The organism is Flavobacterium cerinum, assembly GCF_024496085.1.
Taxonomy (GTDB): Bacteria; Bacteroidota; Bacteroidia; order Flavobacteriales; family Flavobacteriaceae; genus Flavobacterium; species Flavobacterium cerinum_A.
The window spans coordinates 1,151,353-1,177,344 of the sequence record NZ_CP101751.1 but is presented as its reverse complement, the minus strand read 5'-3'; the positions used below and the strand labels follow the sequence as shown (position 1 = coordinate 1,177,344).

24 protein-coding genes are annotated in these 25,992 nt (G+C 38.3%); 9 read left to right on the top strand and 15 right to left on the bottom strand.

Features of this window, described 5'->3' with window-relative positions:
* Positions 1 to 35: 35 nt before the first annotated feature.
* The 4 genes from gldD to mutY are packed head-to-tail and all read right to left on the bottom strand — an operon-like array spanning position 36 to position 3,456.
* Complete coding sequence (gene gldD / locus NOX80_RS05265; protein WP_256552270.1) at positions 36 to 608, bottom strand: gliding motility lipoprotein GldD; 573 nt, start codon at positions 606 to 608, stop codon at positions 36 to 38.
* Positions 601 to 1,899, bottom strand: coding sequence for a gliding motility-associated protein GldE (gene gldE, locus NOX80_RS05260; protein ID WP_256552269.1), 1,299 nt, complete (start codon positions 1,897 to 1,899; stop codon positions 601 to 603). Before gldE ends, gldD begins: the two co-directional genes overlap by 8 nt.
* A gap of 23 nt (positions 1,900 to 1,922) precedes the next feature.
* On the bottom strand, positions 1,923 to 2,366 hold the full coding sequence (locus tag NOX80_RS05255) for a single-stranded DNA-binding protein (protein WP_256552268.1): 444 nt from the start codon (positions 2,364 to 2,366) through the stop codon (positions 1,923 to 1,925).
* A gap of 40 nt (positions 2,367 to 2,406) precedes the next feature.
* Complete coding sequence (gene mutY, locus NOX80_RS05250) at positions 2,407 to 3,456, bottom strand: A/G-specific adenine glycosylase (protein ID WP_256552267.1); 1,050 nt, start codon at positions 3,454 to 3,456, stop codon at positions 2,407 to 2,409.
* Between the two features lie 132 nt (positions 3,457 to 3,588).
* Between mutY and NOX80_RS05245 the strand changes: the two genes are divergently transcribed.
* Positions 3,589 to 3,885, top strand: a complete 297-nt coding sequence (locus NOX80_RS05245; protein ID WP_136403768.1) for an HU family DNA-binding protein — start codon at positions 3,589 to 3,591, stop codon at positions 3,883 to 3,885.
* A gap of 345 nt (positions 3,886 to 4,230) precedes the next feature.
* Entirely contained in the window at positions 4,231 to 5,784 is a 1,554-nt protein-coding gene (locus NOX80_RS05240; protein ID WP_256552266.1) for an Rne/Rng family ribonuclease, read from the top strand.
* Positions 5,785 to 5,833: 49 nt separating this feature from the next.
* On the opposite strand, the gene NOX80_RS05235 is transcribed toward NOX80_RS05240, so the two are convergent.
* On the bottom strand, positions 5,834 to 6,274 hold the full coding sequence (locus tag NOX80_RS05235; RefSeq protein ID WP_256552265.1) for a nucleoside deaminase: 441 nt from the start codon (positions 6,272 to 6,274) through the stop codon (positions 5,834 to 5,836).
* Positions 6,275 to 6,312: 38 nt separating this feature from the next.
* On the opposite strand from NOX80_RS05235, the gene NOX80_RS05230 reads away from it, so the two are divergent.
* Both NOX80_RS05230 and NOX80_RS05225 read left to right on the top strand, forming a co-directional pair.
* A complete protein-coding gene (locus tag NOX80_RS05230; RefSeq protein ID WP_256552264.1) occupies positions 6,313 to 8,082 on the top strand; it encodes a 1-deoxy-D-xylulose-5-phosphate synthase in 1,770 nt (589 codons plus the stop codon).
* Positions 8,083 to 8,129: 47 nt separating this feature from the next.
* Positions 8,130 to 9,080 carry a DUF3078 domain-containing protein gene (locus tag NOX80_RS05225; protein WP_256552263.1) on the top strand — a complete coding sequence of 317 codons (951 nt, stop codon included), beginning with the start codon at positions 8,130 to 8,132 and terminating at the stop codon, positions 9,078 to 9,080.
* Positions 9,081 to 9,126: 46 nt separating this feature from the next.
* Here the strand turns inward: NOX80_RS05225 and NOX80_RS05220 are convergent, their stop codons facing one another.
* The 6 genes from NOX80_RS05220 to NOX80_RS05195 form a co-directional block, all read right to left on the bottom strand.
* Positions 9,127 to 11,772, bottom strand: a complete 2,646-nt coding sequence (locus NOX80_RS05220; RefSeq protein ID WP_256552262.1) for a T9SS-dependent M36 family metallopeptidase — start codon at positions 11,770 to 11,772, stop codon at positions 9,127 to 9,129.
* A gap of 96 nt (positions 11,773 to 11,868) precedes the next feature.
* Positions 11,869 to 13,203: a deoxyguanosinetriphosphate triphosphohydrolase gene (locus tag NOX80_RS05215; protein WP_256552984.1), complete on the bottom strand. Its 1,335-nt coding sequence runs from the start codon at positions 13,201 to 13,203 to the stop codon at positions 11,869 to 11,871.
* Positions 13,204 to 13,234: 31 nt separating this feature from the next.
* Complete coding sequence (locus NOX80_RS05210) at positions 13,235 to 13,945, bottom strand: AAA family ATPase (protein ID WP_256552261.1); 711 nt, start codon at positions 13,943 to 13,945, stop codon at positions 13,235 to 13,237.
* A 112-nt stretch (positions 13,946 to 14,057) separates the two neighbouring features.
* Complete coding sequence (locus NOX80_RS05205; RefSeq protein ID WP_256552260.1) at positions 14,058 to 16,439, bottom strand: ribonucleoside-diphosphate reductase subunit alpha; 2,382 nt, start codon at positions 16,437 to 16,439, stop codon at positions 14,058 to 14,060.
* A 95-nt stretch (positions 16,440 to 16,534) separates the two neighbouring features.
* Positions 16,535 to 17,512 carry a ribonucleotide-diphosphate reductase subunit beta gene (locus tag NOX80_RS05200; protein ID WP_256552259.1) on the bottom strand — a complete coding sequence of 326 codons (978 nt, stop codon included), beginning with the start codon at positions 17,510 to 17,512 and terminating at the stop codon, positions 16,535 to 16,537.
* A gap of 231 nt (positions 17,513 to 17,743) precedes the next feature.
* A complete protein-coding gene (locus NOX80_RS05195) occupies positions 17,744 to 18,310 on the bottom strand; it encodes a DUF3109 family protein (RefSeq protein WP_256552258.1) in 567 nt (188 codons plus the stop codon).
* A 205-nt stretch (positions 18,311 to 18,515) separates the two neighbouring features.
* Between NOX80_RS05195 and NOX80_RS05190 the strand changes: the two genes are divergently transcribed.
* From NOX80_RS05190 to NOX80_RS05180, 3 genes are all read left to right on the top strand, one after another.
* A complete protein-coding gene (locus NOX80_RS05190; protein WP_256552257.1) occupies positions 18,516 to 19,091 on the top strand; it encodes a MarC family protein in 576 nt (191 codons plus the stop codon).
* 61 nt (positions 19,092 to 19,152) lie between these two features.
* Positions 19,153 to 19,353 (top strand): hypothetical protein, encoded by a 201-nt coding sequence (locus tag NOX80_RS05185; RefSeq protein WP_256552256.1) that lies wholly within the window; start codon positions 19,153 to 19,155, stop codon positions 19,351 to 19,353.
* A 4-nt stretch (positions 19,354 to 19,357) separates the two neighbouring features.
* Positions 19,358 to 19,966, top strand: coding sequence for an FAD-dependent oxidoreductase (locus tag NOX80_RS05180; protein WP_256552255.1), 609 nt, complete (start codon positions 19,358 to 19,360; stop codon positions 19,964 to 19,966).
* Positions 19,967 to 19,987: 21 nt separating this feature from the next.
* Here the strand turns inward: NOX80_RS05180 and NOX80_RS05175 are convergent, their stop codons facing one another.
* The 3 genes from NOX80_RS05175 to NOX80_RS05165 all read right to left on the bottom strand — a co-directional run bounded on the left by NOX80_RS05175 (position 19,988) and on the right by NOX80_RS05165 (position 22,756).
* Positions 19,988 to 21,565 (bottom strand): S41 family peptidase, encoded by a 1,578-nt coding sequence (locus NOX80_RS05175; RefSeq protein WP_256552254.1) that lies wholly within the window; start codon positions 21,563 to 21,565, stop codon positions 19,988 to 19,990.
* A 1-nt stretch (position 21,566) separates the two neighbouring features.
* Positions 21,567 to 21,995, bottom strand: coding sequence for a deoxycytidylate deaminase (locus NOX80_RS05170; RefSeq protein ID WP_256552253.1), 429 nt, complete (start codon positions 21,993 to 21,995; stop codon positions 21,567 to 21,569).
* Positions 21,996 to 22,162: 167 nt separating this feature from the next.
* Positions 22,163 to 22,756: a HupE/UreJ family protein gene (locus tag NOX80_RS05165; RefSeq protein WP_256552252.1), complete on the bottom strand. Its 594-nt coding sequence runs from the start codon at positions 22,754 to 22,756 to the stop codon at positions 22,163 to 22,165.
* 149 nt (positions 22,757 to 22,905) lie between these two features.
* On the opposite strand from NOX80_RS05165, the gene NOX80_RS05160 reads away from it, so the two are divergent.
* Together NOX80_RS05160 and NOX80_RS05155 are read left to right on the top strand one after the other, a co-directional pair.
* Positions 22,906 to 23,337 (top strand): tellurite resistance TerB family protein, encoded by a 432-nt coding sequence (locus tag NOX80_RS05160; protein WP_256552251.1) that lies wholly within the window; start codon positions 22,906 to 22,908, stop codon positions 23,335 to 23,337.
* 117 nt (positions 23,338 to 23,454) lie between these two features.
* Positions 23,455 to 24,795 carry an IS1182 family transposase gene (locus tag NOX80_RS05155; protein ID WP_256552250.1) on the top strand — a complete coding sequence of 447 codons (1,341 nt, stop codon included), beginning with the start codon at positions 23,455 to 23,457 and terminating at the stop codon, positions 24,793 to 24,795.
* Positions 24,796 to 24,980: 185 nt separating this feature from the next.
* Here the strand turns inward: NOX80_RS05155 and fbp are convergent, their stop codons facing one another.
* Entirely contained in the window at positions 24,981 to 25,991 is a 1,011-nt protein-coding gene (fbp, locus tag NOX80_RS05150) for a class 1 fructose-bisphosphatase (RefSeq protein WP_256552249.1), read from the bottom strand.
* Position 25,992 lies beyond the last annotated feature (1 nt).

Sequence of the window (25,992 nt, the reverse complement as noted above, 5' to 3'; positions counted from 1 at the left end):
TCACAATAAAAAAGCGAACCAAACGGTTCGCTTTTTTATTTTTTCCACTGTAATGTCTCCATAATCTTCCGCATATCGTTTTTAATATAACTTGCGGCCGGGAGTATCGAATCAAAATTAGGTTTGGTATAAAAGTAAACCGATCCCACAACAAAATGCCGGGTACTGTCAGTCAGATAAAACTGAGCATTCGTAGCCGCATTTCCTCCAACCTGATAAAACATTCCATATACTTTATCTCTTGGATTTACAAACGGCTGCTCCTGAATATCATCGGCCTTAACCACATGTTCATATGTCAGTTTTTGTGCATCACGCAGTAAAACATCTATATTATTATTTACCGGCTTATAATCAATATAAATCGTTCCTTTCATATTCGGATACGTGATATCAAAACCACATTCCCCTTTTTTGGTAATTGTAACCCGTTGGTTAACATCAAAAGTAAAAGCACAACCATCCATAAACGGCATATATTCCGGCTTAGGATAATCCAATCGTAAATGCGCTTTCGGTTTAGGCACTACATCTCCTTTACAAGCTGTAAACAGTAATCCCGCTCCGGTTAACAATGCAAAAGTTATATTTCTAAATAGGCTATTCATCAAGTAAGGTTACTTTAATTTGTTTGACCCGGCGTTTATCCACCGATTCGACCGTAAATATACAATCTGCAAAATTTATTTTCTGATGCTTTTTCGGAAAATTTCCCGAAATTTCTAAAATAAATCCGGCCAGTGTTTCCGACTCGCCTTTATTAGCTTCAAAAACCTCTTCTTTTACCGGAGCTATCCGATAAAAATCCTTTAAACTAATTTTACCTTCAAATAAAAAGTTTTTAGTATCAATCTGCGAATAGACAATATTTTCATCATCAAACTCATCACTGATATCGCCTACAATTTCCTCCAGGATATCTTCCAATGAGATCACTCCGGAAGTTCCCCCATATTCATCAACCACAATAGCCAAATGATTTTTCATTCCCTGAAATTCCTTCAACAGGTTATCCAGTTTTTTATTCTCCGGAACAAAGAAAGGCTCACGAAGTAGTTTTTGCCATTCAAAATCTGACTGATCAATGTAAGGCAATAAATCCTTCACAAATAAAACACCTTCAATATGATCGATATGTTCTCTAAAAACAGGAATTCGCGAGTATCCCTTTTCTACAATCTCGCTAAGTACTTCTGAAAACGAGTCTTCAATATCCAATGCAAATACATCTATTCTCGGACTCATAACTTGTCGGGCTTCGGTATTTCCGAAATTCACGATTCCTTCCAGTATTTTCTGCTCTTCTTTTGTTGTATCGCCATAGTCTGTCATTTCCAGTGCCTGCGATAATTGATCCACGGAAAAATTCTCTTTTTCTCTACCCATTTTTTTATGCAGGTAAATAATAATTTTTCGCAACGGAATGCTAACCGGAGTCAACAATTTATCCAAAAAAACAACCAATTGACTAACACCTTTGGCAAATTTGATATTGTTTCGGGTAGCATACATTTTAGGCAATACTTCTCCGAAGAAAAGAATCAATAGCGTTACAAGTGCAATTTCGAGTAGGATTTTTGTACTGATCGCCATTGACTCGGAGAAAATTCTTTCACCGAGATATGAGAAAAGCACAACAACTGCAATATTAGAAAAGTTATTAGCCACTAAAAAAGTCATTGACAACTTTTTAGGTGCTTCCAGTAATCTTCTGATTTGTTTCCCTCTGACATTGTCGAATGTTTCCAGACTTTCAACGTCTTTTTTGCTAAGTGAGAAGAGCGCAGTTTCCGCACCGGATATCAGTGCAGAACAAAGTAACAGGAAAAGTATTCCTATTATTAAAAAAATAAGGTTAAAATCTATTGTACTTATTAAACTGACGGGGCCTGGGTCCAAATCAAATAAAATTAGTTAAACAATTAAAACGGCATATCATCATTTTGCATTGATGCGCCCGGCGATTCAAAAGAAGGTTTAGGAGTATCGCCTGAAGGAGGAAAACCTTGTTTATTATTTTCAATTTCCTTTTTGGTCGTTAAAAAGGTAAACTCAGTAACCTGAATTTCTGTGGTATACTTTGTTGTTCCGTCTTCGGCTTGCCATTGTCTGGATTTAATACGGCCTTCCACATAAATCTTATCCCCTTTTGAAAGGTATTTTTCGCAAATCTCAGCGGCTTTGTTCCGCACAACAAGATTATGCCATTCTGTAGAGGTGATTCTTTCGTTTGTAGTCTTGTTAATATAGACTTCGTTAGTTGCCAAAGGAAAACGCCCGATGCAATTTCCTCCTTCGAAATAATGCATTTTGACATCATCTCCTAAATGCCCGATCAACATAACTTTATTTACCGTTCCGTTCATGGCTCGTACCTATTTATTATCTCAAATATACTAATTCTATTTATTTTTTCACATACTCTGTGATAAAATTATATATCACAATCGGAAACGGAAGCTTTTCAATTTCATCAAAAGATAGTCCATCCGGTAACTTTTTATCGATTTTCAATTCCCAGAAATGAATATGCAAATGCTGATGCGACAATTTATGCACAACCACTTCCCTGTTTAAAAGCCGCACATTTTCCAACTTGCTTTTCTCCGCAATCCCATCAAGCCGTACAATCAGTTCCGGTAACAATTCCTGAGCAGCATCCAACTTCGTTTCGATCAGCGGAAATTCATATAAGCCATACCAGATTCCTTTATCCTCTCGTTTCTGTACTTTCGTCCTTCCTTCAACATCTTTCAATATAATATAATTCAGATATCGGTTTGTAACTTTCGTTTTTTTCAGTTTAACCGGAAGACTTGCTATTTTCTTTTTCTGAAGTGCCGCACAGCCATCATTCAGCACACATATAGTACAATCCGGATTTTTAGGCACACATTGCAGCGCTCCGAATTCCATCATAGCCTGATTAAACAACGAAGCTTTATCAACCGGCAACAATTCTGCCGCCAATGCCCAAAACTCCTTTTTAGCAACAGGGAGCGAAATATCCGTTTCCACATCAAAATAACGCGCCAAAACCCGAAACACATTTCCATCCACCACCGGCACCGGCTCACCATAAGCAATCGAAGCAATGGCAGCAGCGGTATATTCCCCTACTCCTTTTAACTTTAAAAGGCCGTCATAATTTTCAGGGAATTCACCATTTCTTTCAAAAGCAATATACTGAGCTGTAGCATGAAGGTTGCGAGCCCTCGAATAATACCCTAATCCCTGCCAAAGTTTCAAAACTTTTTCTTCGTCAGCCTGAGCCAGATCGAATACGGTTGGAAAAGCATCAACAAATGTTAAAAAATACGGCAAACCCTGCGCAACTCGCGTTTGTTGCAACATGATTTCAGACAGCCATATAAGGTAAGGATTGGTCGTTTTTCGCCATGGCAAATCGCGCTTAGACTGCAAATACCACTGGATTAACGAGTTAGAAAAATTCATTATAAAAAATTAAGAGACAAAAATAAAACTTTATGTAATTAAATTTTAATTGATTAAGGTTGAAATATTGTATTTTTAATTGCTATATTTGCAAACTCAAAAAATTACACATCAATATAAATACGAAAGAAAATGACGAAAGCAGACATCGTAGCGAAAATTTCCGAAAAATTGGGTCTAGAAAAAGGAGATGTACAAGCAACAGTTGAGTCTTTTATGGACGAAGTAAAAAACTCATTAGAAACTGGTGACAACGTATACTTAAGAGGTTTTGGTAGCTTTATCATCAAAACCAGAGCAGAAAAAACTGGTAGAAATATCTCTAAAAACACTACAATTAAGATTCCTGCCCACAACATCCCGGCTTTCAAACCAGCAAAAGTTTTTGTTGATGGCGTGAAAACGAATACTGAAGTAAAAGTTAACTAATTTATTAATCACTCTAAACACTACAATTTATGCCAAGTGGTAAAAAAAGAAAAAGACATAAGGTAGCAACTCACAAACGTAAAAAAAGAGCGAGAGCTAACCGTCATAAGAAGAAAAAGTAGTTTAAAACTACTTTTTTCTTTTTAAAGTTTAAAGTTCATTGAAATTGAAATCATAAAAACCGGATCAAATCAGAAAGTTTTTTACTACAATTTAATAGTGTAGTTCCTGCATTTGACTTCCGGACGCTATGATTTCCCGGGTAAAACCTGTAAATTTAATGTTTAATCCATCTGTACACTAATAACCCGTATTTGGGTATTCACTATTAATGTACGGATAAAAATGTACCAAGTGAACAAGGAATTAATTATCCGATCCAGTTCAGAAGCGGTAGATTTTGCCTTATTAAAAGATGGAAAACTAATTGAATTGCATCGGGAAGAAGGTGAAAAAAGCGGTTTTCAGGTAGGTGATATTTTTATTGCCAAAATCCGAAAACCCGTTGCAGGATTGAATGCGGCCTTTGTAAATGTAGGTTTCGAAAAAGATGCCTTTTTACATTATCATGATTTAGGCCCGAATCTATCTTCTCTGATGAAATTCATTAAACTTGTAAGCGCAGGTAAAATAAAAGATTTCTCCCTAAAAAACTTTCCTTTTGAACCTGAAATTGATAAAGACGGCGCTATTTCCGACGTGTTAAGTGCCAATCAATCAATTTTAGTTCAAGTAGTTAAAGAACCCATATCCACAAAAGGCCCCCGAATAAGTTCAGAACTTTCTCTGGCCGGACGATATGTAGTTTTAGTTCCTTTTTCGGACCGGATTTCCATCTCACAAAAGATTGAATCAAAAGAAGAAAAAGACCGACTGAAACGTTTGGTTCAATCTATCAAACCAAAAGGATTTGGTGTTATTGTCAGAACAGTAGCAGAAGGCAAAAAAGTAGCTGAACTTGACAAAGACTTACAAAACTTGCTGGACAAATGGACAGCAATGTGTAAGCGAATCCCCACAGCTCATCATCCTTCAAAAATATTAGGTGAACTCAACAGAGCGTCATCCATATTACGAGATGTATTTAATGATACCTTTACCGGTATTCATATTGATGATGAGGATCTGTATTATCAAACGAAGGAGTATTTGCAAGAAATAGCTCCTGCTAAAGTATCTATTGTTAAGCATTATCAATCGAGAGAATTACCTCTTTTTGAGAAATACAATATAGAGCGACAAATCAAAACGTCATTTGGAAGAACGGTTTCTATGAGCAAAGGAGCTTATTTAATCATAGAACACACCGAAGCTTTACACGTAATTGACGTTAACAGCGGTAACCGCTCCAACAAAGCGCAAAACCAGGAAGACACAGCCCTTGAAGTGAATCTGATTGCTGCGGCCGAAATAGCCCGACAATTACGATTAAGAGATATGGGCGGTATTATTGTTGTCGATTTTATCGATATGTCAAATCCTGATAACCGTAAAGTACTCTATGATTTCTTACGCGAGGAAATGAGCGATGACAAAGCAAAACATAAAATCTTGCCTCCTAGCAAATTTGGATTAATTCAAATTACTAGACAAAGAGTCAGACCAGAAGTAAATATCAAAACAAGAGAAGAAAACCCGAACAATGAAAACGGGGAAATTGAAGCTCCTATTCTTATTATTGATAAAATATCGGCTGATCTAGAAAGAATTTTTAAGGATCATAAAAAAGTGGTCCTGAATGCGCATCCTTTTGTGGCTGCGTATATAACTAAAGGTTTTCCATCATTACGTTCAAAATGGTTTTTTGAACATAAAAAATGGGTGAAAGTTATACCTCGTGACGCTTACACGTACTTAGAATATCACTTTTTCGATAAAGAAGGAAGTGAAATCAAATAAATTCAAAACCGCTCGTTGTGAAACGGAGCGGTTTTTTTATACCCGTAACTTATCGTCTTTTCTGAAAAAAGGTTTTCATCAAAGCAGCACATTCATTTTCCATAACCCCGTTAACCACAATTGTTTTCGGATGCAACTGTGCTCCCATTTTACGATACCCCCTATGATCATCTCCGGCTCCAAAAACCACTTTTGAAACCTGGCTCCAATAAAGCGCTCCGGCACACATCTGACACGGCTCCAATGTCACATAAAGCGTACAATCTTTCAGGTATTTCCCGCCAAGAAAATTCGCTGCGGCCGTTATTGCCTGCATTTCAGCATGTGCCGTTACATCGTTTAGCAACTCCGTCAGATTATGACTCCGCGCAATTACCCGGTTATCGATTACTACTACCGCTCCAACAGGAATTTCTCCTTTTTCAAAAGCAATCTCCGCTTCATGGAGTGCTTTCTTCATAAAATATTCGTCCGTGAAAATGTTTTCCATAGAAACAAAAATACAATTTCAAATTGTACCTTTGCACTATGTCAGCGAAACTCTTATCAAACATACTATCTCCCACTGATTTACGCAAATTACCGGCTGAGCAGCTTCCTGCTTTAGCTCAGGAATTACGTGATTTTATCATTGACATTGTAGCTACAAAAGGAGGACATTTGGGCGCTAGTCTGGGCGTAGTCGAATTAACTATTGCCCTTCACTATGTTTTTAACACTCCGGATGATTTACTGGTTTGGGATGTCGGACATCAGGCATATGGTCATAAAATCCTAACTGAAAGAGCCGCTGTATTTCACACCAACCGGCAATTAAACGGAATTTCCGGTTTTCCCAACCGAAGTGAAAGTTCCTATGACACCTTTGGCGTAGGCCATTCGTCAACTGCAATTTCTGCCGCTTTAGGAATGGCAATCGCTTCGCAATTAAAAGGATTTCCCGAAAGACATCATATTGCTGTAGTTGGCGATGCTTCCATTGCATCCGGAATGGCATTTGAAGGTTTAAATCATGCCGGTGTAACCGATTCCAATTTACTGGTTATTCTAAACGACAATGCGATAGGTATCGACCCGAGCGTTGGCGCACTGAAAGACTATTTAACCGCTGTAAAAGACGGACGAAATCCCCGTGACAACAATATGATCAGTTCGTTAAATTTTGAATATTCAGGCCCGGTTGACGGTCATGATATTTCATTATTAATCAAAGAACTAACCCGACTAAAAGATAAAAAAGGACCAAAATTCCTTCATATAACTACAACAAAAGGTAAAGGTCTTGAACCTGCCGAAAAAGATCAGGTACGGTATCATGCACCCGGAAAATTTGACAAAACAACCGGAGAAATTTTAACGAAACCGGACGAAAATCTTCCACCAAAGTTTCAGGATGTATTCGGTTTAACACTAGTCGAACTGGCGCGAGAAAACGAACGCATCATCGGAATAACTCCGGCTATGCCAACAGGTTCTTCTCTTAAATTTATGATGGATGCAATACCGTCACGAGCTTTTGATGTCGGTATAGCCGAACAACATGCCGTAACGCTTGCCGCCGGTATGGCTACACAAGGAATGATTGTATTTTGCAATATTTATTCCACTTTTCTGCAACGCGCTTACGACCAGGTGATTCACGATGTAGCCTTACAGAATTTACCGGTTATATTCTGTTTGGACAGAGCCGGTTTAGTGGGTGAAGACGGTGCAACACATCAGGGTGTATTTGACATCGCCTACCTCAACTGTATTCCAAACCTTATTCTATTTGCTCCGTTAAACGAAACGGAACTTCGAAACGGTATGTATACCGCACAATTAGGTCTTGATCATCCGATAGCCATTCGTTACCCGCGAGGAAGAGGGTATCAGCTTAACTGGCAACTTCCTTTTGAAAAAATTGAAATCGGAAAAGCAAAAACACTCGCTTCAGGAAGCAAAATAGCCATTTTATCAACCGGAACTATCGGTAACAATGTAATAAAGGCATTAGAACAAACCGGTAATTCCGAATTATTCTCTCATTATCATTTCCCGTTTATAAAACCATTAGACATAACACTATTGAACACCATCTGTAGTACACATGAAAGCCTGATCACAATTGAAGACGGAACGATTAACGGAGGCTTCGGAAGTACTATTGCTTCATTCGTATCAGGTCATTACCGGTCATTAACTGTTAAAATACTGGGCATTCCAGATGAATTCATTGAGCACGGCACAGTTCTTGAGCAACAAGAAAAATGCAAAATTGACGTTAATAGTCTTGTAACTTTTTTTTCAAGTTACTGATTTAACCACTTTTGTCAAACTAAAAAAAATTAAAAACTAAATTTATCATGAAGATTACTCCGTATCTATTCGGATTACTTTTTATTCTATTCGTTCAAAAAAGTAATGCACAAGACGTAGTAAGAACTACAGTTCCCGACACAACATCCTACTGGCACAAGAAAAACAGCGTAGGACTCGATTTCAGCCAAATTGCATTTATCAATTGGAGTGTCGGAGGAAACAACTCCATTTCAGGGCTTTTAAAGGGCGCTTTTTTACGAAACTACACAAAGGGCAATCTAATGTGGAAAAACGAATTAATCGTTCGCTATGGCGTTAATAAACAAGAAGAGCGCGAGCTTCGTAAAACAGACGATGCTATTCAATTGAATTCTACTATCGGATATCGTCATGATAGTATCTCAAACTGGTATCATAGTGCGAAGTTGAACTTTAACACACAGTTCACCAGTGGTTATGCTTACCCGAATACCGATCTGGCTATTTCAAAAGCCTTTGCACCCGCTTATTTATTTCTGGGAGTCGGTGCCGAGTATTCCAATAAGGAACAAAAGCTAAACGCCTATTTTTCACCGTTAACCCAAAAGACTACTTTGGTACTTGATGAACGTCTGGCCGATCAGGGTGCTTTCGGAGTTGACAAAGCGGTTTATGATGAAAACGGGAATCTGGTTCGACACGGTAAAAAATCACGTACAGAAGTTGGTATTTTGGTTACGAATCAGTGGAAAAACGAAATTTATAAGAATATGTTTCTGGATCACCGGTTAAGTCTTTATACCGATTATCTGAATAATTTCGGGAATATTGATGTAGACTGGCAATTGCAGTTAGACTTAGTCGTAAATGAATATGTAAAAGCCAATATCGGAACCCATCTGGTTTATGACGATGACATCAAATCTAAAAAAGAGATTGATGGCGTACAGGTTACTCAGGGGCCGAAAATACAGTTCAAACAACTCTTAGGCGTTGGTTTGAGTTACACATTTTAAAACAAAAAAAAGGTTCCTTTCGGAACCTTTTTTTTGTTATATAGCATTAATTTAATATTACCTTTTTAGTATAATTTAAATTATCACCTTCAATTTTAAGAATGTACATTCCTGATTGCAGCCCTTTAAGATTAATTGTTCTTTCAATGTTAAAGTCTTCTACTTTCTGGTTGTAAACATTTCTTCCGTTGATATCGTATACCTGTAATGAAACTTTTCCGGAATAGTTTCCGATAAATACATTAAACTGTCCGTTAGACGGATTCGGATATACTTTGATCATTTCTTCATTCTGAAAATAATCAACAGCCATTGTACAGTTTGCACCTTGTGGCGGTGTTGTAAAATCTTCCACCTGGTCATTAATCGCAGATACTCCGCTATTCATTCCGGCAGAAGCATTAACCCCAAGACCTCTTCTTGCAAAAACATCCCAGATAATACAAAAATCCTGTCCGCCGGTTGTAGCCTGATCAGCAGCGATAATCGCATCTCTTCCGGAAACAAACGAAGGGTTACACGGTTGTAATTTTAATGCATCGATGATCAACCTAAGAACTTTATTATTTCCTCCCGTTCCTGTATAAATATTCGGATCATAGCCATATTTATTGATATAAGCCCAAGTTAAATCCCAAAGCATCGTAGCCCAAACAGTTCCAACAGCATGCACATCAATTCGTGTATTTCCGTTAGCATCTACATAAGTCAAACCGTTCGTATCACCATATGTAAGCGGGTTTATTCCCATATCGGTTGAATATTTGTACTGACGGATTCCAACACCTGATGTAGGCTGATTTGCTAAGAAAGTAGCAATTCCTTTTCCTGTTACAGGAGAATCTCCTGCTTTAATCTGCAATAAATAAGCAAAGAAATCAGACCATCCTTCTCCCATTTGTTCAGTACTAGTCAAACAAGATGCATTAGCAGGTCCACCTGTTAAACGCGATGAAATTCCATGACCGTATTCATGTGAAATAACTCCGTTATCAAAGTCTCCGTCTGAATTAACAAAGTTTACTGTTTCATGTGTCAAACTAACATTAACCGGTCCGGATTGCATCGCGGCAATTAACGCGTTTCCAACTGACTGACTGACTAATATAGCCGGAATCGTAATAGCAGCATTTGATCCTCCCATCACCATGTATTCCTCCAAATTATTAATCATAATAACACCGACAGCTCCTGCATTCTGAGCGAACATTACTTTATTTACGAAATCACAAGAACCTCTTCTGATCAATACAATTTTCCCATTTAACTGCGCTCCGTTTATCGCTGCAGTACATCCGTCGTTATTATCCGGAATACCGTCATCAAATAATGCTAAATCTGCTGTAATAGCAGCCGGTGCTATCGGCACAGCTACATGTCCGGCAGTAAAATTATTTTCAACTGCAAAATAGCCCCCAGCAAGAGAAGCCGGAGAATGTATACGGAAAAGATTAGGTCTTGGTCCTACATTCCATAAGAACATTTGCATTCTCGGCGACTGACCGTCAACCGGTGTGGCAAAATTTGCATTGTTAACACCGCTACCATCTTGTGCATCGGCTAAAACAGGATCCCCGTTAAATGTAACAGTTCCTCCTTTTCCGTAGTTATTTTGCTGGAAGTTTCCGTTTATTTCATTAAATCCATACTGATACATAATATCGTGCATGATATTATTCATATAGAATAAGTTCGTCGTAGCAGCACTGGTATAAGTTGACGGCTGAACACCTGTACCGCCATAAGGAAAATCGAAAACCATTCCTAAACCACCGTTCGGGCTAGTTCCTGTTCCGTTATTTCCGGCGATATCTTCTTTCGCCCAAGCATTATTTCCGCGGGTAATAGTAAACTCCGGTCCGGCCACACCGTTAGTATCATGCCATCCGTAAGGAGAAGCCACTGCATTATGCGGTGTTACCAGTAATTCACGATTTCCGTGGTTCGGGCTTTCTACATTGTAAGGATAAACACGGTAAGAACCGGATTGTACCTGCGCTAATGAGCTGGCTTCTTTGTAAGCCTGACTTGTAAAGTTTACCGAATGGTTATGTTCTTTATGATTTGAATCACCAAAGTTACAGGTTAACACCAAATCAAAGTTTTCCAGCATTTTACCGTTTACGGCATCAATACGAACACTCCATAAATGTTTATAATCTGACGTATAGAAAGTATAATCCCAAGCCAGACGTAAAGACTGATCTTCCATTTCTTGAAAAACCAGTTCTGCGCTCACCGGATCATCCGCTAAGGTTCCGTTAGTCAGTTTAAATTCTTTGTCACTGATCCTCGTAGCGATTTGCGAACTGAAAGCCGGTACTTTTAAATGCGATTGCGCCTTCAGAAATCCGTCTGTAACCGACAATACCGGTACTACCGTATTCACTTTAGCAGCCACATTACCGACAAAACGGTTTCCTACATTGATCACTTCACCATTTTTAATGGAGAAATTAGTAACAGCGTTAAAAATTTCAATCCCTTGATAACGTTGTTTTACGTAGTAGTTATTAATCTTGGTTGACGAAGAACTCGCCTCACTTTCTACAAACCAATCCGCAACATCTTGTCGGGAAAGGCCTAACTTTTGATGGTTACCGGCCAAATAACGTTGGATCTGCTCATTTTGAGATTGCGCAAATCCAACACCACTTGTCAATAACAACATCAACAGGGTAGTTTTTTTCATAATTTTAAGTTAGCTTTTTTCAATTTAAGTTTCACAAAATTAGAATTTTATTCAACTTAACAAAAAATTATTGCAAACTTATCAATTATATCACACTTAACCCTTAATAATGTTAAAAATCTGTAAGGCTTTCCCGTCAGTTAGCATTGAAATAAAATGACAGATATGCATTAGTCTTTCATACAAACTCATTTTTTCGGTTACAAACTTCTCCGGAAGCAATTTTAATATCAATTGATCATAATTTGTAGCCACTCCTTCGAACTTATTATTATAAGCAGTACAGAATTTATCCAACAATGTATTAATGATCTGATAGCCCATAATCTCCTTTTCAATCACATCATTACTCTGGTAAATATTTTTAACACTGATCTTGATAATATCATCCATCTGTGCTTTATATCGGCTTTTATCCATCAACGCCGAATGAAAAGTACCACTTAATATTTCCGCTTCATTTTCCAGAAACACATTAACCGCATCATTAATCAAACTACTGATCGCCAAAGCGCGCAAGTAACTGATCCGATCTTCCTTAGTAACCAAAGTATTGTATTTCTTTCGATCCATCGTATGCGTTACGAGTTTGACCAAATATTCCAATGCAAAATCTTCGTCGACCAATCCCAGGTTGATTCCGTCTTCAAAGTCAATAATAGTATAACAGATATCATCGGCCGCTTCAACCAAAAATGCCAACGGATGTCTTTCATATCCGATATCATCTCCTTTTTTATTCGGAATAAGTCCCAATTCGGCAGCAACATCATTAAAAAATACTTTATCCGTCTGAAAGAAGCCAAACTTTTTATCAGCGATATGTGGAGTCGGTTTTTTCGGAAGACTTTCTTTCGGGTATTTCATAAAAGCACCTAAAGTCGCATATGAAATCCGTAGTCCGCCTTCGTTACCCGGACGTGAACCGGTTAGCACTGAGAAACCATTAGCATTACCTTCAAAATCGATCAGATCCTGCCATTCTTTTGGCGCCAACAGTTCTTTATATTTACTCCCTTTTCCGGTTTTAAAATATTCACCTATTGCTTTTTCACCCGAATGTCCGAAAGGCGGATTTCCGATATCATGCGCCAAAGCCGCAGCGGCGACAATAGTTCCGAAATCGTTCATATGAAACCCGTGCACTTCTTTTAAATGAGGGTATTTTTCAAGAATTCTTTTTCCGACCAAACGCCCTAATGAACGTCCCACAACCGAAACTTCAAGACTGTGCGTTAAACGCGTATGAACAAAGTCTGTTTTCGATAAAGGTATAACCTGCGTTTTATCTTGCAGGCTTCGAAATGCGGAAGAAAAGATGATCCGGTCATAATCGACTTCAAAACCCAAACGGGTATCATCCTGTTCTTTACGCAAACGTTTACTGGTATCTCCTTGTCTTTTTAACGATAATAATTGCTCCCAATGCATCATAGGATTCTATTTTTTCCCCTGAACGGGATTAATTATTTTGTTGTTTTTCAATTTCTGCCTGAATGATATTATTCTTAACCGCTTTAAAAACGTGATTTTTTGCTTCAGCAAATGACACGTCATATATTCGTTCGAGTTTACAGAATTCTTCCGGATATTTTGACAGTAATGCGGTATAATAATTATCCAGAACCTCACGGGACGGCAGTGTAAATTCGAGTTTTAATTCAAAACGGCGTACTAAGGCTTCGTCTATCATCTGAATCTGATTAGTTGCGGCAATCAATATCGATTTTTTCGGAAAATTATCAATGAGCTGTAAAATAGCATTCACAACCCGTTTCATTTCACTACTGTCTTTATTGTCGTAATCCCGAATTTGTCCGAGTGAATCAAATTCATCAAAAAACAGCACGGCACTTTCGTACAAGACTTCTTTAAATAATCCTTCGATATTTTTAGCTGTTTCACCCAACTTAGACGATACGATACTGGCCAGATTTACGATAATGATTTTTTTATCCAGCCTTTTAGCGATTGCTTTGGCCGTCATGGTTTTTCCGCATCCGGTTTTCCCGTGCAACAGCATCTTGTTCACTACCGGTAATTCATATTGTTCCAGGATTTCCCGATATTGATATTCTTTTAAAAACTGGTTGATTTGCTGCGAAACCGCTTCATTAAAAACAACATCATCCAGGTTAACATTACTTCTGTCTGTAAAATATAAAGTACTCAAGATAGACCGTTTTATTTAAGGTGAGAACAAATGTACAAATACAATTTCTTTAAAAACAGAACAGCCACTTAAAAAGCAGCTGTTCCTTATTCTTCAATTTATTTTATTAAAATTAAGATCCGCACATTTCACAATCGTCCGGTTCTGCATTTCTGGAACGTTCTAACATTGCCCGGAATTCATCAACAGCAATTTCTTCCTGTTTAACCGGTACTTCCTGTTTTTTGTCGTTATCCAATGTGAACTTGATCGCATCAACAGCACTCTTCGTTCTAAGATAGTACATTCCCGTTTTCAAACCGGACTGCCATGCATAGAAGTGCATTGATGTTAGTTTTGCAAAAGTTGCTCCTTCCATAAACAAGTTAAGCGATTGCGACTGATCGATAAAGTATCCTCTCTGACGAGACATGTCGATAATATCTTTCATACTCATCTCCCAAACCGTTTTATACAGTTCTTTAATATCCTGTGGTATAATATCGATATCCTGAATAGATCCATTAGCACGCATGATCTCTTGTTTCAGACTCTCGTTCCATAATCCCAGATTAACCAAATCCTGTAAAAGGTGCTTATTAACTACAATAAACTCACCGGATAACACACGACGGGTATAGATATTGGATGTATACGGTTCAAAAGCTTCATTATTACCCAAGATCTGAGAAGTAGAAGCAGTTGGCATCGGTGCCATTAACAAAGAGTTACGCACTCCGTTTTGCATCACTTCTTTTCGCAATGAAGTCCAATCCCAACGACCACTTAAATCCTCATCATTCAATCCCCAAAGATTGTACTGAAACTCACCTTTTGAGATCGGTGAACCTTCAAAAGAGGAATAAGGTCCTTCTTCTTTAGCCATTTCCATCGAAGCGGTTACAGCTGCAAAATACATGGTTTCGAAAATTTCCTGGTTAAGTTGTTTAGCAGCATCACCCGTAAACGGTAAGCGTAACAGGATAAAAGCATCAGCCAATCCCTGAACACCAAGTCCAACCGGACGGTGACGCATGTTCGAGTTTTCAGCTTCCTGAACCGGGTAATAATTTCTATCGATTACCTTATTAAGGTTACGCGTTACGCGTTTTGTGACGTCAAAAAGCAGTTGGTGGTTAAACGCTCCGTTTTCCACAAACATCGGAAGGGATATTGAAGCCAGATTACATACCGCAATTTCATCTGCGGAAGTATATTCCATGATTTCCGTACACAAGTTAGACGAACGGATAGTTCCCAGATTTTTCTGGTTTGATTTACGGTTCGCTGCATCTTTATAAAGCATGTATGGCGTTCCCGTTTCAATTTGTGATTCCAGAATTTTCTCCCAAAGCTCACGTGCTTTTATCGTTTTTCTACCTTTTCCGGCATTTTCATAACTAAGATATAGTGCGTCGAATTCCTCTCCGTAAACATCATAAAGTCCCGGACATTCATTCGGACACATTAATGTCCACTGTGCATCTTCCTGAACTCGTTTCATAAACAAGTCATTCATCCACATCGCATAAAAAAGATCACGTGCACGCATTTCTTCTTTACCGTGGTTTTTTCTCAGATCCAGAAAATCAAAAATATCAGCATGCCAAGGTTCTACATAAATCGCAAAGCTTCCTTTACGCTTTCCTCCTCCTTGATCAACATAACGTGCCGTGTCGTTAAACACACGTAACATCGGTACGATTCCGTTAGAAGTCCCGTTTGTTCCACGGATATAAGAACCCGTTGCACGAACATTATGGATTGATAATCCGATTCCTCCGGCCGACTGTGATATTTTGGCCGTTTGTTTTAATGTATCATAAATACCGTCAATACTATCATCCTGCATCGTTAAAAGGAAACATGACGACATTTGCGGTTTTGGTGTTCCGGCATTAAATAATGTTGGCGTAGCGTGCGTAAAGAATTTTTTCGACATTAATTCATACGTCTCGATAGCCGATTCAATATCATTTAGGTGGATTCCAACGGAAACACGCATCAACATATGTTGCGGACGCTCTACGATTTGCCCGTTGATTCGCAACAAGTACGAACGCTCCAACGTTTTAAATCCGAAATAATCGTAATTAAAATCGCGATTATAGATAATTGTAGAATCCAGTCTTTCGGCATTTGCCATAATCACTTCATAAACCTCATCCGAGATTAACGGTGATTCCTGATTCGTTCTCGGGTTGACGTAATTAACCATGTCCGTCATCGTTTCCGAGAATGATTTTTTGGTATTCTTATGCAAATTAGACACCGCAATTCGGGCTGCTAATTGTGCATAATCCGGGTGCGAAACCGTCATTGATGCTGCTGTTTCGGCAGCTAAGTTATCGAGTTCTGATGTGGTCACACCATCATACAAACCTTCAATAACACGCATGGCTACTTTTACCGGATCTACTAAATCGTTTAATCCGTAGCATAAAATTCTAACCCGGTCTGTAATCTTGTCAAACATTACAGGCTCACGTCTTCCGTCTCTTTTTACTACATACATATTATTGAAAATTTACAAATTGTTATTTAAAAAACACTGTAGAAACGCTTTCCGTTTCTTATCCATCTCCTAACAAATAAGGAGCTTACAGTCTATTAAAAATCGGCGTCGAAGCTGATTTTTTGTGAATCGGTATCTTTATTTAAGACACCTGCTTTTTGATATTCGGAAACCCTTTTTTCAAAGAAATTGGTTTTTCCCTGTAGCGAGATCATGTCCATAAAATCAAACGGATTGCTCGCGTTATATACTTTTTCACAACCTAATTCAACCAACAATCTATCTGCTACAAACTCCAGATATTGTGTCATCAGCGTTGCATTCATTCCGATCAAACTTACCGGAAGTGATTCCGTAATAAATTCTCTTTCGATATTCAGCGCATCCGTGATAATTTCCTTAATTCTAGCGATCGGCACTTTATTGATCAAATGATGATTGTGTAGGTGTACTGCAAAATCACAGTGAACTCCTTCATCTCTTGAGATAAGTTCATTGGAGAATGTAAGTCCCGGCATCAAACCTCTTTTTTTCAACCAGAAGATTGAGCAGAAAGCACCGGAGAAAAAGATCCCTTCTACAGCGGCAAAAGCGATTAGTCTTTCCGCAAACGATTCGGATTCGATCCAACGCAACGCCCATTCCGCTTTTTTCTTAATTGCCGGAAACACATCAATAGCATGAAACAGTTCATTCTTTTCTGCTTCGTCTTTCACGTAGGTATCAATTAAAAGCGAATAGGTTTCACTATGAATATTCTCCATCATAATTTGGAATCCATAAAAGAATTTCGCTTCCGGATACTGTACTTCATTCACGAAGTTTTCCGCCAGATTCTCATTTACGATACCGTCGGAAGCCGCAAAAAAAGCCAAAATGTGTTTAATGAAATATTTTTCATCATCACTTAACTTGGTATTCCAATCGGTTAAATCCTGATGTAAATCAATCTCCTCTGCCGTCCAAAAGCTAGCTTCCATTTTTTTATACCAATTCCAGATATCATGGTGCTTAATGGGGAAAATTACAAAACGGTCTTTATTCTCTTGCAAAATTGGTTCTATCACCGACATAGTATATTGACTTTTAAAGGATTAATTTCACATTCTTACTGCAAAGACTGCAGTACAAAGATTGCCATTTGAATCGGAAAAAGAAAGACAGTACCCGTCAAACTTATTCACAATTAAGGCGAGTTTTTAACAAGCGAAGAAAATTCTTTCAAGCTTTGCTAAAAAATATATTTAACTGAAAAACAAATAGTTATAAAATACAAAAAAGTTAAATAAATCTACAGAATCGATTTATTTTTTAAGCTCTTCGGCCACTTTTTCAAGCTCCGCATACCAGTCGGAACCAAACTTCCGAACCAAAGCTTCTTTTACAAATTTATACACCGGGACTTCAAGTTCTTTTCCCAGCGAACAGGCATCATCACAAATATGCCATCTATGATAATTAACGGCTGCAAAATCCGAGAAATCTTTTACCCGAATCGGATATAAATGACACGAAACCGGTTTTTTCCAGTCCACCAATCCCTGATTATAGGCTTGTTCGATTCCGCAAAGCGCAGTAGACCCGTCAAAAATAACATAAGCACAATCGGCTCCGTCAATTAACGGTGTTTCAAGATCTCCATCCGATCCGACAATCGAAGTTCCTTGTTCTTCTATCGACGCAACTCCTTCCGGACGCAAAAACGGTTTTACTATCGGATATATCTTCTCCAATATTGCTACCTCATCTTTATCCAGTGGCGCACCGGCATCACCATCCACACAACAGGCTCCTTTACAAGCCGACAAATTACACACAAATTCTTTTTCAAGAATCTCCTCAGACACGATGGTTTTCCCTAACTGAAACATTATACTTCGAATTCATTGATTAAGGGCACAAAGGTACAAATTAATACGGATTTCAAAATACCAACTAAACACCCCTAACATTATCAAATAAGCAACAAAAAGCCATTCTTCACCTTCATTTTTATTTTTACGTTAAAAATTAACCCTATTTTTAGATTTTTTGTTATATTTTTATATAATTTTGCAGTCTTAAAAAAATCAAGCTATGGGATTCGATTGGAAAGAAATTTTTACGGTAGGAATGGTATTATTTGCAGTTATCGATATTTTCGGAAGCATTCCGATTATTGTTGACTTACGTAACAAGGTAGGCCATATCCAATCTGAGAAAGCTTCAATTGTTGCAGCTGTCATCATGATTTCATTTCTATTTGTAGGTGATGAGATCCTGAAACTGATCGGTATTGACGTCAATTCATTTGCCGTGGCCGGATCGTTTGTATTGTTCTTTTTGGCACTGGAAATGATTCTGGGGATAACACTTTATAAAGATGACGCACCAAACACCGCATCAATTGTACCTATTGCATTTCCTTTAATCGCAGGTGCCGGAACGATGACAACATTATTATCGTTGCGATCCGAATACCAAACGATCAATATTATATTCGGCATCCTTGCCAACATTTTGATTGTATATCTTGTTCTTAAATCTTCATCCCGAATAGAAAAAACACTAGGGAAAAACGGACTAGGCGTGATCCGAAAGGTTTTTGGAGTAGTTCTTTTAGCTATTGCTGTTAAATTATTTGCGGCTAATGTTAAAGGTCTGTTTGTTTAAGCGGATTTTTATTAATTTCACCGCCATAATTTAACTACTCGTAGTTCTTTTTTTATTTACAATGAAAATTTTCTCATACATACTAATCGCTGCCGCGTTAGGGTTAATTGTTTTTAACGTAACGTTATTGGATTTTTCGAATCTTTTTGAAGGCAACAGTTTAGTGGCGCTTATAGGAATCGTAGCTTCATTATGCGCTGTTTGTATTTTATTAATCTTCAAGATGTCGAAAGCCATCGAAGAAAAAACAAAAGGAAACTAAGACCATGTTTGATGTGTTAATTATTGGTGGCGGAGTAGCCGGGCTTTCGTGTGCCCTTATATTAGGTTCTGCCCAGAAAAAAAGTTTTGTAGCCGATAAAAAAATAGGAATCATTACGCATCAGAAAGCTTCATCGTTACAAGATGCTCTTTTTAATAATGCTTACGGTATACCGGCAGGCAAACTGGGTTCTGAAATTTTATCAGAAAGTACAGCTCACCTTGCCCAAACTTACCCTCATATTATACAAATTCCGGATGAAAAAGTAATTAAAGTTGAAGGCGAACAAGGCAACTTTACCGTGACCACAAACAAGTCTTCCTACAAAACACAGAATATTGTAGTCGCTATCGGATCATCTAATCTTTTTTCGATTGAAGGACTTGAGCAATATATCGAGCCACACCGAAAATCATTACCGGAAAAGAACCGCATCCAACTTCGAAATAACGACCACCTGGTAACAAACGGAATTTATGTAGCGGGAACACTTGCCGGATGGAGAAGTCAACTTGCTATAGCTTCCGGAAGCGGCGCATCGGTTGCAACCGATATTCTGACCTTATGGAACAACGGTATTGAAACTCATTCACACGACAGTATACGAAAATAAAAAAGAGAGCTTCATGCTCTCTTATTTTTTTGCTTCCATTAACGATTTGATCATCGGATCTTCTTTTAAAATAAGCTGATAATAATGTTGTTCGTCAAACAACTGCCGTACAAATTCAGCCGCCAGATATTGTTTCACTTTATCTTTATGCTTTTCCAGATTAAAAATCAGTCCGCTTTTTGACAAGTGTCGACGGAAACCATCATAATAAAAATCAGTACTTCTGACTTTATTTTCCACTTGCGGAATCGTTAATTTCTGAAATTGCTGTCTTTCGTTATCCAATTCTTCGAAAACAAAATAGCTTACAATTCCGGATTGCATAATCATATTTAGCGCTTCATCTCCGTGTTTTCCTTCCATCGGAACAAAAATATCCGGAATAATTCCACCGCCGCCATAAACAATCTTGCCTTTCTTCGTTTTAAACTTTAAGCTATCCGCAACTTTAATACTATCAAAAGCATATAATTCACCGTTTTCAAAACGCTTTTCAAACTCACCGTAATACTCTTCCAATCCTTTGTTATACGGTTTTTGAATCGAACGCCCGGATGGCGTATAATAACGCGCCACAGTCAGACGCACCGCAGATCCGTCGCCTAAAGGCATTTCCCGTTGCACCAATCCTTTTCCGAATGATCGTCTGCCCACAATAAGTCCGCGGTCATTATCCTGAATCGCACCCGCCAGAATTTCACTGGCCGAAGCACTGTTTTCATCAATCAGAATATACAGTTTCCCGTTTTCAAAGCTTCCTTTTGAAGTAGCATAACTAACATCTTCTACTCCTTTACGGTTTTTAATTTTAACGATTTGTTCTTTATCCTTTAGAAATTCGTCGGCAATTTCAACCGCCCGTTCCATATAACCTCCACCGTTATTACGAACATCGACAACCAATTCCTGCATTCCGGCTGCTTTTAGTTTCGATAAGCCTTGATGGAATTCTTTAAAGGTAGTTTCAGCAAATCGATTGATTTTAATATAGCCGGTTTTAGCATTAAGCATCAGCGCTACATCTACACTTTTAATCGGTATCAAATCGCGGGTTACATTAACTTTAAACTTCTTGTTTTCCGTTTTTCGGAATACGGTCAATTCCACCTTCGAACCTCTTTCTCCTTTCAGTTTAGAGAAAAGTGTATCATTGGATATTTTTTTACCGAATAATTTAGTATTTCCGGCAAACAGAATACGATCACCGGCTTTGATACCCGCTTTTTCAGAAGGACCTCCGGCAATAGGTTTAATAACCGCAACCGAATCTTTATAGGTATAAAAATTAACTCCGATGCCGACAAAGTCACCTTTCATACTTTGCGCTACCGACTCCAATTCATTTTTAGCAATATAAACCGAGTGCGGATCCAGTTTTTCCAGAATACCGTTAACCGTAATATCAACAATCGAATCCGTATTCACCTCATCGACATATTCATTATTGATAAAATCCAGCAGTTTATTCAGTTTGTTTTTACTGGCATTCGATGAAAACGTTGCCGTTGGCGCAGAAAAGTTAAGGTAACCTCCAATAAGCACACCCACGGCAAGCGCCGTCGTGATAATTACCGGCAAGTATATTTTTTTAATTCTCATATTATTCCAAATCAGCAATATACTCTACTTCCACTCCCGCCTTTCTAAGAAAATCCAGTCCGGCTTCGTCTTTATAGCCTTCGCAATACACCACTCTTTTTATACCCGACTGGTGAATTAATTTACTGCAATCTTTACAAGGCGACAAGGTTATATATAATGTAGCGCCTTCACAGGATTGTGTTGACCGCGCTACTTTTAAAATTGCATTAGCCTCGGCATGCAATACATACCATTTTGTATAACCCTCTTCGTCTTCGCAGCAATTTTCAAATCCCGATGGTGTTCCGTTGTAACCATCAGAAATGATCATTCGGTCTTTTACAATAATTGCTCCGACCTGTTTTCTTTTGCAATACGACAACTGACTCCATTCTTTTGCTATTCTCAGATAGGCTTTATCGTATTTATTCCGTTTTTGTTCTTTCATCAATTGTATCGTTTATCAGACCATTCCGAAAAAGCAATGGCCAGCCCTTTAGCCCTGATGGCAGCGACATCCTTGTTTTTTCAACAAGATATAGCGGACAGCAGGAATAGGGAATACAAAAATACGCAAACGTTTCGCTACTGATACTGAAAAGGTAAGCATTTTTTTTACCGGTTCCAAATTTCGCTACCGATGATCATCGGTAATACGACTCCGATTACAAAAGCTGACATCACTAATGTCCAATCGCGTTTGGAAAAACGGAAAAAAGTCTGAATAATATACGACAGTATCAATACGATCAGCACAACGATTATTTGTGCCGCTTCGATACCTAACGCAAATTCCAGTAAGGGTAGTAATTTTTCGGATGCACCACCCGGTAGTATCGTTTTAAAGTAGTTTGAAAAGCCCAATCCGTGGATAATCCCAAAAAATAACGTTACAAAAGCCACAAAGCTGACACTTTCGTTTTTGGATGATTTACCGGCTGTAAACAAATGAAATAAGGCGGTTACCAGAATCGTGATCGGAATCAGGAATTCGACCAGGTTTGCTTTGATATATACAATTCCGTAAACTGAAAGCAGTAACGATAAGGTATGACCTCCAGTAAACAATGTTACAAGCAGCAATACTCTTTTCCAATCCTTAAAAGCATAAGGAACCACAAGGGCGATTAGGAAAAGTACATGATCATAGGCATTGATATCGAGCACATGTCGCAGACCGATATTAAAGTATATCCAAAATTCTGACATAATATTTCTTTTAATTTGACTTGGGAATCCAAACTTACAATTATTTTTGATATTTATGATCTCCGGCAACAAAAGCTGTCATTTTGTTTTAACAGGATGGGAAATAAAGTATATTTGTACCTTCACAACACTATTAATTGTAAAAAAATATGTCATTTTCAGAATTATTTGATAGCGAATTCAAAGCTCGTAATAAAGGTCATTTCTCAGCTATTGTAAGAGTTGCTCTTGCAGACGGTGACCTGACTCAGGAAGAAAAAAACTTCTTAGACAAACTGGCTATTCAGTTGGAGATTTCAAAAGAAGAGTACGAAGAGATTTTGGAGAATCCGTTAAAATACCCGATCAATCCTCCGTATTTACATACGCAACGTATAGAGCGTTTATATGATTTATCCCGTATGGTATATGCTGATCACGTATTAGGCCCGAAACAAAAAGAAATTCTGATGCGTTTTGTATTAGCATTAGGTTTCACACCGAGCAATGCTTCTTATATTGTTGACAAAGCCTTTTCGTTATTGGTTTTAAATGTAGATTTAGACACTTTTGTATACGAAATGCAAAACATGAACAAATAATTCGGTTATACCGTAATAAAAAGGGGGCTGTCTCAAAAGTGAGGCAGCCTCAATTTTTTTATACAAATAAGGGAGCCCGAGAGCTCCCTATATTTTGCAAGTTTGTTAACTTGCGGTGTGTATAATAAATCAAAAGTAGTCTTTAAAGATTACAATCCCAAGCAAAATTTTCTACTTCCTCCGAGTTTAGAGGAGCTGATAGAACTCAACCATCCAGTAAGAACCGTTTCCGATGTGATTGACGGTCTTGATTTGGAGTGCCTTATTAAGAATTACAAACCAGGCGGCACTTCCAGTTACCATCCCCGCATGCTTCTTAAAGTGTTGGTTTATGGTTATTTGTGCAATATTTTTTCCAGCCGCAGGCTTGAGGAAGCCTTGAAGCAGAATATCCATTTTATGTGGTTAAGCGGTATGAGCCGTCCTGACCATAATACTATAAACCGCTTTAGGAGTGAACGCCTTAAAGATGAGGTACGCAGCATCTTTACCCAGGTTGTATTGCTTTTAGAATCCCAGGGACATGTGAGCCTTAAAACTGTTTTTACCGATGGTACAAAAATAGAAGCCAATGCCAACCGGTACACTTTTGTATGGGGCAGATCCATCGAAAGGAATAAAAGGCGCATAGAAGAGCAGCTTCAGGACTTATGGGAGTATACGCAGCAAGTTGCCGCTACTGAATCTAAAGACAAGACAGAAGTTGAGTTTAAGGCTATTGACAAGGAAGCTGTTGAAAAGACTATTAAGAAGATTGACACCGCCCTTAAAGGCAAAAAGATATGCCCTAAAGTACGGCAGAAGCTTAACTATGCCCGTAAGAACTGGCCTGCAAACCTTCAGAAGTATGCTAAGCAAGAAGATATAATGGGTAAGCGAAACAGCTTTTGTAAGACCGATACTGATGCTACTTTTATGCGGATGAAAGAAGACCACATGAAGAACGGACAGTTAAAACCGGGATATAACTTACAGATAAGCACACACAACCAGTTCATTGTAAATTACTCTTTACACCCTAATCCCAATGATACAAGGACGCTACCCGAACATATAAAAATTTTTAAAGAACACTACAATAGACTACCTGAAGAACTTGTGGCTGATGCAGGTTATGGTTCGCAGGAAAACTACACATTACTTGATAATGAAGGTGTTGAAGCATATGTAAAATATAATCATTTTGACAAAGACACCAGAACAGGAATACCAAGTATCTCTTTATCTAATCCCGAAGTAGCCCAGTTAAGAACAAAAGCTTATAACCTGCTCGTAACCGACAGGGGAAAGGAACTCAGAAAGCAACGCTGTCATGATGTAGAAACCGTGTTTGCCCAGATAAAAAACAACAAAGGCTTCCGCAGGTATAATCTGCGTAGCAAAGCCAAGGCCGAAGTGGAAACGGCATTACTTGCTATGGCTCATAACCTCAAAAAATGCCCTGTTAGGACATCATAAAAGGGATAATTTTCTCTTTTTTGAAAAGTAGATGCTTTTACTGGCTAAAAGAGACATCAAAATAGCTAAATCAGAAAAAATAAATCAGAAGATTGTCGGCAATAAAAAAGGGGATGTCCTTTTGAGACAGCCCCTTTTTTTATACCTGTCAGGTTTTAGAAACCTGTCTGATGTATCGATCTACCTTATTGATCGGCTTTTCTCATAAACTCTTCTGCTTTTTCCACCATATTATAGCTTCCGCAGAAAAACGGTACGCGCTGATGTAATTCCGTCGGCTTAATTTCCATAATCGGACCAAAACCATCTGAAGCTTTTCCACCGGCTTGTTCTGCAATAAAAGCCATCGGATTACATTCGTATAGCAATCGCAGTTTCCCTTTCGGTGCTTTAGAGCTTGTCGGATAAATATACACTCCGCCTTTGATCATGTTTCGGTGAAAATCAGACACCAAACTTCCAATATAACGGGAGGTATACGGACGATCGCCTTCTTCCTGCTGACAATACTTGATATAATCTTTTACACCTTGCGGAAAATGAATATAGTTTCCTTCGTTAATCGAATAGATTTTTCCGTCCGGTGCATATTTCATATTCGGGTGCGACAAGTAGAATGTTCCGATTGCCGGATTTAATGTAAATCCGTTTACGCCATGACCGGTAGTATAAACCAACATTGTTGACGTTCCGTAAATCACATAACCGGCTGCAACCTGATTAATACCCGGTTGAAGAAAATCTTCCAATGTTACCGGCGTTCCCATAGGTGTAATTCTTCGGTAAACGGAAAAAATAGTTCCAACCGATACGTTAACATCTATATTAGAAGACCCGTCCAACGGATCCATCAGGACTACATATTTATTATTATGGCTGGCATCTTTACCCTGAACCGTAATAAAATCATCATTTTCTTCCGAAGCAATTCCGCAAACAATTTCCCTATTGATTAGCGTCTGAATAAACACTTCATTCGCATAAACATCCAGTTTTTGCTGATCTTCTCCCTGTATATTCTGTTCGCCGGCAGCACCGACAATATCTACCAGTCCGGCTTTATTTACCTTGTGGCTTACTACTTTAGCTGCCAGTCGGATGGAGTTAATAATACGGGACAATTCCCCTGATGAGTACTTGAATTCTTCTTGTTTTTCAATGATAAACTCACCTAACGTTTTATTGCGATCTTTCATT